This window comes from Lysinibacillus boronitolerans JCM 21713 = 10a = NBRC 103108, assembly GCF_000772935.1.
In the GTDB taxonomy this organism is placed as follows: domain Bacteria; phylum Bacillota; class Bacilli; order Bacillales_A; family Planococcaceae; genus Lysinibacillus; species Lysinibacillus boronitolerans.
In genome coordinates this window covers 46,041-55,004 of sequence record NZ_JPVR01000057.1, presented here as the reverse complement: position 1 = coordinate 55,004, position 8,964 = coordinate 46,041, and the positions used below count along the sequence as shown (strand labels likewise).

Genomic DNA, 8,964 nt, shown 5'->3' with positions numbered 1-8,964 from the left:
ATGGTAGTTGGGGGCTTCCCCCTGTGAGAGTAGGACGTCGCTAGGCAAAAAAGAAACCACTGAGAAATCAGTGGTTTTTTTGTATGTTTTGAAACCTAGAAATGTTAAAGTTTAAGAAGGTTATCAAAATATTCAAAGGGGGTCAACAGAATGGCAACAGGGCAACATAGTAAGGAAATCAATATACAGAAAAATAAATTAGAGGATTTTATTCGTCATAAGGAACAATGGGCTGTTTTAATACCAGGTTACTTACATCATGAACTACTAAATGAAGATGATATGATATGGGTTTTCCAAGGAGATTTTGGCATTATTCAAAAAGCTGTTAAAGTGAAACTTAAGGTAAAAAAATCGGATGCTCACCAATTACAATTTGATTTAGAGGGTTTATCTGATCCAATAAATGGTGATGGTTCTTTTGAAGTAAAACAAAATCAAAATGAATCACCACAGCTGACTGGTAATTTAACAATGAAAGCTAGTGGATTTTTAGCAGGAATGATGAATCCAGTATTAGATAATTTTGTACCTCGACTAGTTGAACAATTAGTGGAAGCAATGGCACTTCAAGCTGCAAAAGACTAGTTGTATGATGGAAAAATTGGAGAACCGATTATTGCTGTTATCTGTAATAATCGGTTTTATTTTGATCTAGCAACTTTTACGTGTGCAAAAAGGGCGATATAGGTATAGAAGATCCTCCTTTTCGAATAAGATATTTTTGTTGAAAAGGTTTGTTTGCTAAATAAAAAGGATTACCTTGACAAGGGATAGCTTTTTTCTCTCCTTATAATTTCGTATAATTAAGGGAGAATCTAACGAAAATAGGTGTTTGTTTTGCAAAAGAAAAAGCCAATTATAGAAAGGTTAGAACGCTTTAGACAGCAGCAGAATATTTCTTTTCATGTCCCAGGTCATAAGCATGGCGAACTGTCTCACCTTCCGCAAGCATTTAAAGATGTAATGCGTTATGATGTAACTGAATTATCGGGTTTAGATGATCTACATTACCCTGAGGAAATGATATTAGAAGCAGAAAATTTATTGGCAGATACATATGGGGCAACGAAGAGTTTCTTTTTAGTAGGAGGGTCTACTGTTGGAAATTTAGCAATGATTTATGCTACTTGTAACAAAGGCGATACCATTATTGTTCAGCGTAATGCGCATAAATCGATTTTCCATGCTATTGAACTTGCTGGGGCTAAGCCAATATTTGTGTCTCCGCTATGGGATGAACGAACGATGTCGGCGACACATGTAACGTATAGAGATTTAAAGGAAGCAGTAGAAAATTATTCAGAGGCGAAAGCGGTTGTTTTAACATATCCTACTTATTATGGGATGACTTCAAAAGAAATACAGCAACAAATTGCTTACTGTCATGAAAAGGGGATACCTGTATTGGTGGATGAAGCACATGGCGCACATTTTAATGCATGTACGCTATTTCAGCCATCCGCATTGACATTTGGAGCAGACGTTGTTGTTCAATCAGCTCATAAGACTCTACCTGCTATGACGATGGCTTCTTTTATGCATGTTAAGTCGGAATTGATAGAGGCTGAAAAAATACATTATTACTTACGCATGTTACAATCTAGTAGCCCATCTTACTTATTATTAGCATCATTAGATGATGCTCGCTATTATGTACAGACATATATGGAGAGTGATGGGGCATATATAATAGAAAAAAAGAAACAATGGGTAGATGCATTACGATCAATTGGTTCATTGGAAGTAATTGAAGTAGATGATCCACTTAAAGTATTGTTACGTGTTAATGGTTATAGCGGCTTTCAATTACAGGAGGCATTAGAGGCAAAGCATGTTTATGGGGAACTGGCAGATGCCAATCAAGTTTTATTTGTGTTACCTTTGCTGAAGCAAGGACATACCTACCCATTTGCTGAAATCAGGGTTCGTATAAAAGAGGCTATAACAATGCTATTAAACACAGCTAAAACAGATAGCATAACTGCTTCTCAAACAGCCTATCATTTTGTACCGATTACTGAGCCTATATATTCCTTTAATGAGGTTGCATCATTAAGTAAAGAGTGGTTACCATATATGCGTACAATGGGACGAATATCAGCAAATATGATTATCCCTTATCCACCTGGTATACCATTATTAGTACCAGGTGAAAGAATAACAGTAGCTAAGTTAAGTCAATTGGAAGAGCTATTAGCAGCAGGTGCAACATTCCAGGGAAATCATCGATTAGCAGAAAAAATGATTCAGGTTATTAAATAGTTGGAGGCAATAACAGCATGAATAGCAATTTATTTATTACATTTGAAGGACCAGAGGGAGCAGGGAAAACAACGGTCATTCAAATGATAGCAGAGCGATTAGCAAAAAATAATATAGAAGTTCTAGCAACAAGAGAACCAGGTGGAATCGAGATTGCGGAAAAAATAAGAACGATCATTTTGAATCCTGCACATACTGCGATGGATGAACGAACAGAAGCATTATTATATGCTGCAGCAAGAAGCCAGCATTATTTTGAAAAGGTACGCCCTGCCTTAGATGCAGGGAAGTTGGTTATATGTGACCGTTTTATCGATTCCTCTTTAGCCTACCAAGGATATGCAAGAGGAATCGGTGTCAATGAGGTGCTTTCTATTAATGAGTTTGCTATTGGGAAGAAATTACCTGATCTGACCATATTATTTGATCTTGCTCCAGAGGTTGGCTTAGCGCGTATTCATGCAACAGGCAATCGGGAAGTAAACCGCTTAGATGTTGAAAGTTTGCCATTTCATCAGAAGGTACGTGAAGGATATTTACAACTAGTAGAGCAGTATCCAGAGCGAATACGTGTGGTCAACGCAGATCAAGATATTGAGAATGTTGTGGAAGATGTATGGTTATTATTATTGGAAGCAATACAGTAAATGCATGAAGTTGTCTACAACAATGTGATATAATGATACTATCCATTAATTTAACTTCGCTAGGATAGCATCAATTGGGAGTATCCATTATGTCGGAGGGCAATTACCGCTGACGCTTCGCTTTCAAGCAGATCTAGATTTAGGTTAACTAACCTGCATTGTATAGGCGGGCAACATTGGTGATATTCCTCAATTTTAATGGATGTTTAAACATCTGCAGAATCAAGATAAAGTTTATAAGCTAATGCTTAGGAATAGTATTAAAACCTATATAGGTGAATTTTATAAAAGGGGTGAGTGCGAATGAAGTTAGTCGTAGCTGTAGTGCAAGATCAGGATAGCAGCCGCTTATCAAATGCTTTAACGAAAAATCAGTTTCGCGCAACTAAATTAGCGAGCACAGGAGGATTTTTACGTTCAGGAAATACGACATTTCTTATAGGAACTGAAGACTCTCTCATACCCAAACTTTTAGATATTATTCGGGATAATTGTCGGGCAAGAGAGCAAATGGTTGCACCCGTTTCTCCGTTAGGAGGAAATGCTGATTCCTATATACCTTACCCTGTGGAGGTAGAGGTGGGAGGAGCTACCGTATTTGTTTTACCGATTGAACAATTCCATCATTTTTAAAAAGTAGCCTCCGAAGCTAAATCATTGATTATTTGTTACTATTAAACATTTTATTTAAAATCGATTATGCGTAGGAGAAATAGATGAAAATTGTGGGGGCGAAACCAGCTTGAAAATTAATCAAGATATACGTGTCGGGTTAAATACAAATCGCAAAGAGCCACTACAAAATAATAATCAAAATAACCGATTTGGAGATATGGTCGTCAAGCAAGGTAATAAGTTGCAAACAGAACAACTCACACGTTTGTTAGGGGATATATCTACTGCAGGGGACCGAGTAGCTAGATCACGTAATTTACGAGAACTTGCTAGGTTTAAAATGCTTGTAAAACGATTTCTACAAGAGACAGTAGAACATGGTATGGAGTTAAAACAATCACATACCTGGAATCGTTTTGGTGAAGGAAGACGTCTGAAAATCATTGAGACCATTGATACACGTCTTGTCGATCTTGCACAGGATCTCTTAGACGAAGAAAAAGAAGCAATAGATCTTCTTGATAAAATCGGTGAAATTAAAGGCTTATTAATTAATTTATATATGTAAAACCCGTGTCTCGTTCTCATATAGGCGCGGGCTTTTTTCAAATGTTGATGTGGCAACTCGCCATTAAAGTAGAACAACGGCAATGTTTCTTTACAGAAAACAAAAGTGCAAGTAAGTACCACTTTTGTTGTAGAAACAGGAAGGAATTTAAATGTATGGCCAAGAATTTTGAAGAGCTACTCACACTACAACCAGTCGTAATGAAGCAACTTCAAACGATTTTTGACAAGAACAGATTAGCACATGCATATATTTTTGATGGTGAAAAAGGGACAGGCAAGGCAGATATTATGCACTTTTTTGTCAAATTGATGTTATGTGAGCAACCAAATGGAAATGTTCCATGTGAAACATGTCGAAATTGCAAACGTGTAGATTCGGGAAATCATCCAAATATTCATCAAATTTATCCAGATGGTCAATTTATAAAAATTGATCAGATGCGAGAACTCATTGGAGAAATGAAAATGATGGGTGTAGAAGAAGGACGTAAGATTTATGTGCTTCATCATGCAGACCGTCTTAATACAGCCTCTGCTAATATGATACTTAAATTTTTAGAGGAGCCAGATGGAGAGGTAACTGCTATATTACTAACGGAGCAAATGCAGTCAATACTTCCAACTATCCGTTCTCGTTGCCAACATATCAAATTTCAAAAAATGCCACGTCATGTTTTATTGAAGCATTTACAGGAAAATAATATTTCACATTCAATGGCTTCAACAGTAAGCATGATGACAAACGAGCTCGAAACAGCTATATTTTTAGCAAATGATGAGCAGTTTGCACTCGCTCGAAAAACAGTGTTAAAATTAGTAGAGGCCATTCGGCAAAATGTACATGAAGCAATGCTTATTGTTCATGAAGAGTGGTTGCCTCACTTTAAAGAAAAAAGCGAGATGGAACAAGCATTGGATTTACTACTATTTGCTTACCGTGATATAGTGTCAATAAAAGCTAATCCCGAGGCAGCTTGTACTTATCCAGACATGTTACCACTATTTAAAGAAGTTGCGTTATATTCCACTTATGATAAATTGTCAAATCAGCTGGAATCTATTTTACAAGCACGCGCATCTTTACAGCGTAACATGAATAGGACGTTATTGATGGAGCAGTTAATGCTAAATCTGCAGGAGGGATATACATTTGTATAATGTAGTAGGAGTCCGCTTTAAAAAGGCGGGTAAAATATATTATTTTGATCCGGCATCATTTCTACTAGAAGATAATCAATATGTTATTGTAGAGACAGCCCGCGGTGTAGAGTATGGAAAGGTAGTTGTCCCTCAAAAGGTAGTGGGTGATAATGATGTTGTATTACCACTAAAACAAGTACTTAGACCAGCAGATGATCGTGATCGTATACAAGTAGAGGAAAATGCAGCAGAATCAAAACGCGCATTTGAACTCGCTAGTACTAAAATTATAGAGCATAATTTAGAAATGAAACTTGTAGATGTTGAATATACATTTGATCGTAATAAAATTATTTTTTACTTTACAGCTGAAGGACGAGTTGATTTCAGGGATCTAGTAAAAGATTTAGCCTCTGTTTTTAGAACACGTATTGAACTTCGCCAAATCGGTGTGCGTGATGAAGCGAAGCTTTTAGGTGGTATCGGTCCATGTGGTAGAATGCTTTGTTGCTCCACATTTTTGGGTGATTTTGAGCCCGTTTCTATTAAAATGGCTAAAGATCAAAACTTATCATTAAATCCCTCAAAAATATCTGGCCTTTGTGGACGTTTAATGTGTTGCTTAAAGTATGAAAATGATGAATATGAAGAAGCAAAAGAGGGCATGCCAGATGTTGGTGAGATAACAATGACACCAGATGGCCGTGGGAAAGTAGTAGGGATAAATGTGCTGGAAAGACTTATTCAAGTATATTTACACGAGCAGGAACGCACAGTTGAGTATACACTAGAAGAACTGCTAGCATGCGAAAAAAATCTTATTTAAGATAGAGAATTTAACGAGGTGGCTTGGGTGAAGGACCGTAATTTCTTAGATACCGTTATGGAGTTCGAACAACAGCTCGAAGCAATGCAGGAGCAATTTGGTGCATTGAAACAATTTGTAGCGTTAATGATGGAAGAGCATAAGGCGCTTGAAACAGAAAATCATCACCTACGTACACGTCTAGAAGAACTACTTTCTAATACAAACTCCGTACAAGCTGCTGAAGTAAAGAAAGAAAGTCCGCTAGATATTGGTGAGGGATATGATAACTTAGCTCGCCTCTACCAAGAGGGCTTCCATGTTTGCCATGTTCATTTTGGAAGTTCACGTAAGGGTGAGGATTGTCTGTTTTGTCTATCATTTTTAAATAAACAGAATGTGTAATAAAAGGCTGATTCCCGCTACGGTGGTGTCAGTCTTTTGTTTTGTAGCGTAGGAGGAGTAAGCATGGAAAAATGGCTAAAAGGTGATGAGCGGTTAGATTATTTGTTGGCTGAGAATTTACGTATTATTCAAAGTCCCTCTGTCTTTTCGTTTTCATTAGATGCAGTGTTGCTTTCGAAGTTTGTCAGTATTCCTTATCATAAGGGAAAAATTGTTGATTTATGCTCAGGAAATGGTGTGATACCACTTTTTTTAAGTGCACGTACAAAGGGACAAATAACGGGAGTAGAAATTCAGCCACGTTTATTTGATATGGCAGAGAGAAGTATCCGTTATAATCAGCTAGAACAGCAAATACAAATGATTCTTGGAGATGTCAAAGAAATACCGAAACAACTAGGCATTGAAAAGTATGATGTGGTTACCTGTAATCCACCCTATTTTTTAGCACATGAAGCAAGTGATAAAAATCTTAGTGAGCATCATGCCATTGCACGACATGAATTGTATTTAACATTGGAAGAAGCGATTCAATCAGCAAGTAAATTATTAAAGCAAGGGGGCAAGGCCGCATTTGTCCACCGACCAGGGCGATTATTAGATATTGTGACAGCTATGCGAGCAAATCGCTTAGAGCCTAAACGGATGCAGATCATTTATCCGAAAGAAGGGAAAGAGGCTAATACATTATTAATAGAAGGAATAAAAGATGGAAAGCCTGATTTGAAAATTATGCCGCCGTTGTATGTTTATGATGCCAATAATGAATACACGGCAGAAGTGAGAGAAATTCTTTATGGAAAAGAGTAATAATCACTACTTTTATGTGTTAGAGTGTGCTGATCAAACTCTTTATGCAGGGTATACAAATAATATAGAAAAACGTGTTGCTGTACATAACGCTGGTAAAGGAGCAAAATATACAAGAGCTAGAGGTCCAGTGAAATGTATTTATAAAGAAAAATTTGAGACAAAACAAGAAGCAATGCGTGCTGAATATGCCTTTAAGCAATTAACAAGAACACAGAAAATTAATTATATAAGGAGGGGTGAATCGTGAAATCACAAAAAAGTACAATACACGATCAGACAGGTTGTTTATATCTGGTAGGAACACCTATTGGAAACTTAGAGGATATGAGTGTGCGTGCACTTCGCATTTTAAAAGAAGCCGATATTATCGCTGCAGAAGATACTAGAAACACCAAAAAGCTGTGCAACTACTTTGAGATTGAAACACCACTGATTAGCTACCATGAACATAATCTAGCCGTGGGTGGAGAAAAATTATTAACATTACTACAAGAAGGAAAAACAATTGCATTAGTAAGTGATGCAGGTTTACCTTGTATTTCTGATCCAGGTGCAGATATAGTTGAAAAAGCAATTGCTCAAAACTTTTCTGTCGTACCAGTGCCAGGGCCTAATGCAGCAATTTCAGCGTTAATTGCATCTGGGTTGTCGCCACAACCATTTTTCTTTTATGGATTTTTGAATCGTGGGAAAAAGGAACGTCGCCAGCAATTAGAACAATTAAAAAAACGCCAAGAAACGATTTTACTATATGAGGCACCACATCGCTTAAAGGATACATTAAAAGATATGGAAGCTATACTCGGGGAACGTCGTGTCGTTTTAGCTCGAGAGCTGACAAAGAAGTTTGAAGAGTTTTTACGAGGTACATTGGCTGAAGCTGTAGAATGGTCACAAACAGAGGAAATACGAGGAGAGTTTTGTATTGTTCTGGAAGGTAATAGCTGTCTAGAAGAGGAAGATCATGAAGAAGCCTATTGGCAAAATATGTCCATTGTTGAACATGTTGATTTCATTATCAATCAATCGAATGTATCCTCAAAAGAAGCCATTAAAGAAGTAGCTAAGTTAAGACAAAAGGCAAAGCGAGATGTTTATAATGAATATCATAGTGAATAATAGTAAAGAGTTACCTTATTAGGGTAGCTCTTTATTTTTATTTTGTTACTGTATCCGAAACTAAAAGTAGAAATGTAATAATTTTGAGACACAATTTTAAATTGATAATAATTGTAAATAATAGTACCCTTAAGTAGCAAGGTCTGACATGTACATTATAAGGGGTCAAGAATTTGGTTATATTAAAAACAGAAACACCTAAATCACTGTGTTGATTTAGGTGAGTAACTAATTATTTTTTTAAGTTAGATTGAATTTCTTTAACTAACATTTCAGCGCCTTCTGGACTTAAAATTAATTTGCCTCCAACTAGACGGAAGTTATCATCTGAAACTTCACCAGTAACAGCACATGTCATATTAGGCATATATTTTTTTAAGATGATTTTATCATCATCCACATAGATTTCTAAAGCGTCCTTTTCAGCAATACCTAGCGTACGGCGTAACTCGATAGGAATTACTACACGACCTAACTCATCGACTTTACGAACAATCCCTGTTGATTTCATAATAGATTTCCTCCTAATTTATAAAAGTTATATTGGTATTTCGTCAAATTTCGACATTATTTCTTTGTCTGATA

The 8,964-nt window shown here is 36.6% G+C and carries 12 protein-coding genes; 11 read left to right on the top strand and 1 reads right to left on the bottom strand.

Annotated features, from left to right (window positions below; all coding sequences use genetic code 11):
- Nucleotides 1-150 precede the first annotated feature (150 nt).
- The 11 genes from CD31_RS03045 (at nt 151) to rsmI (ending at nt 8,379) form a co-directional block, all read left to right on the top strand.
- Nucleotides 151-588 carry an SRPBCC domain-containing protein gene (locus CD31_RS03045; protein ID WP_036075716.1) on the top strand — a complete coding sequence of 146 codons (438 nt, stop codon included), beginning with the start codon at nt 151-153 and terminating at the stop codon, nt 586-588.
- Nucleotides 589-840: 252 nt separating this feature from the next.
- Nucleotides 841-2,265 carry an aminotransferase class I/II-fold pyridoxal phosphate-dependent enzyme gene (locus CD31_RS03040; protein ID WP_483403483.1) on the top strand — a complete coding sequence of 475 codons (1,425 nt, stop codon included), beginning with the start codon at nt 841-843 and terminating at the stop codon, nt 2,263-2,265.
- A gap of 17 nt (nt 2,266-2,282) precedes the next feature.
- Nucleotides 2,283-2,912, top strand: coding sequence for a dTMP kinase (tmk, locus tag CD31_RS03035; RefSeq protein ID WP_036075713.1), 630 nt, complete (start codon nt 2,283-2,285; stop codon nt 2,910-2,912).
- A gap of 303 nt (nt 2,913-3,215) precedes the next feature.
- A complete protein-coding gene (locus tag CD31_RS03030; protein WP_004229230.1) occupies nt 3,216-3,545 on the top strand; it encodes a cyclic-di-AMP receptor in 330 nt (109 codons plus the stop codon).
- A gap of 109 nt (nt 3,546-3,654) precedes the next feature.
- Complete coding sequence (locus CD31_RS03025) at nt 3,655-4,095, top strand: YaaR family protein (RefSeq protein WP_036075711.1); 441 nt, start codon at nt 3,655-3,657, stop codon at nt 4,093-4,095.
- Nucleotides 4,096-4,250: 155 nt separating this feature from the next.
- Nucleotides 4,251-5,255: a DNA polymerase III subunit delta' gene (gene holB, locus CD31_RS03020; protein WP_016993814.1), complete on the top strand. Its 1,005-nt coding sequence runs from the start codon at nt 4,251-4,253 to the stop codon at nt 5,253-5,255.
- Entirely contained in the window at nt 5,248-6,063 is an 816-nt protein-coding gene (locus tag CD31_RS03015; RefSeq protein ID WP_036075709.1) for a PSP1 domain-containing protein, read from the top strand. Before holB ends, CD31_RS03015 begins: the two co-directional genes overlap by 8 nt.
- A 27-nt stretch (nt 6,064-6,090) precedes the next feature.
- Nucleotides 6,091-6,447, top strand: coding sequence for a DNA replication initiation control protein YabA (gene yabA, locus CD31_RS03010; RefSeq protein WP_004229222.1), 357 nt, complete (start codon nt 6,091-6,093; stop codon nt 6,445-6,447).
- A gap of 63 nt (nt 6,448-6,510) precedes the next feature.
- Complete coding sequence (locus tag CD31_RS03005; RefSeq protein WP_036075708.1) at nt 6,511-7,257, top strand: tRNA1(Val) (adenine(37)-N6)-methyltransferase; 747 nt, start codon at nt 6,511-6,513, stop codon at nt 7,255-7,257.
- A complete protein-coding gene (locus CD31_RS03000; protein WP_016993812.1) occupies nt 7,244-7,507 on the top strand; it encodes a GIY-YIG nuclease family protein in 264 nt (87 codons plus the stop codon). Before CD31_RS03005 ends, CD31_RS03000 begins: the two co-directional genes overlap by 14 nt.
- Nucleotides 7,504-8,379 carry a 16S rRNA (cytidine(1402)-2'-O)-methyltransferase gene (rsmI, locus tag CD31_RS02995; protein ID WP_036075705.1) on the top strand — a complete coding sequence of 292 codons (876 nt, stop codon included), beginning with the start codon at nt 7,504-7,506 and terminating at the stop codon, nt 8,377-8,379. Before CD31_RS03000 ends, rsmI begins: the two co-directional genes overlap by 4 nt.
- Before the next feature lie 232 nt (nt 8,380-8,611).
- On the opposite strand, the gene CD31_RS02990 is transcribed toward rsmI, so the two are convergent.
- Complete coding sequence (locus CD31_RS02990; protein ID WP_004229214.1) at nt 8,612-8,890, bottom strand: transition state genes transcriptional regulator AbrB; 279 nt, start codon at nt 8,888-8,890, stop codon at nt 8,612-8,614.
- Between the last annotated feature and the right edge of the window lie 74 nt (nt 8,891-8,964).

Excerpts from the sequence above, each read along its gene's own strand:
- holB (WP_016993814.1), top strand. The coding sequence starts at position 4,251 with ATGGCCAAGAATTTTGAAGAGCTACTCACACTACAACCAGTCGTAATG.
- tmk (WP_036075713.1), top strand. The coding sequence starts at position 2,283 with ATGAATAGCAATTTATTTATTACATTTGAAGGACCAGAGGGAGCAGGG.
- CD31_RS03030 (WP_004229230.1), top strand. The coding sequence starts at position 3,216 with ATGAAGTTAGTCGTAGCTGTAGTGCAAGATCAGGATAGCAGCCGCTTA.
- CD31_RS03045 (WP_036075716.1), top strand. The coding sequence starts at position 151 with ATGGCAACAGGGCAACATAGTAAGGAAATCAATATACAGAAAAATAAA.
- CD31_RS03000 (WP_016993812.1), top strand. The coding sequence starts at position 7,244 with ATGGAAAAGAGTAATAATCACTACTTTTATGTGTTAGAGTGTGCTGAT.
- CD31_RS03005 (WP_036075708.1), top strand. The coding sequence starts at position 6,511 with ATGGAAAAATGGCTAAAAGGTGATGAGCGGTTAGATTATTTGTTGGCT.
- CD31_RS02990 (WP_004229214.1), bottom strand. The coding sequence starts at position 8,890 with ATGAAATCAACAGGGATTGTTCGTAAAGTCGATGAGTTAGGTCGTGTA.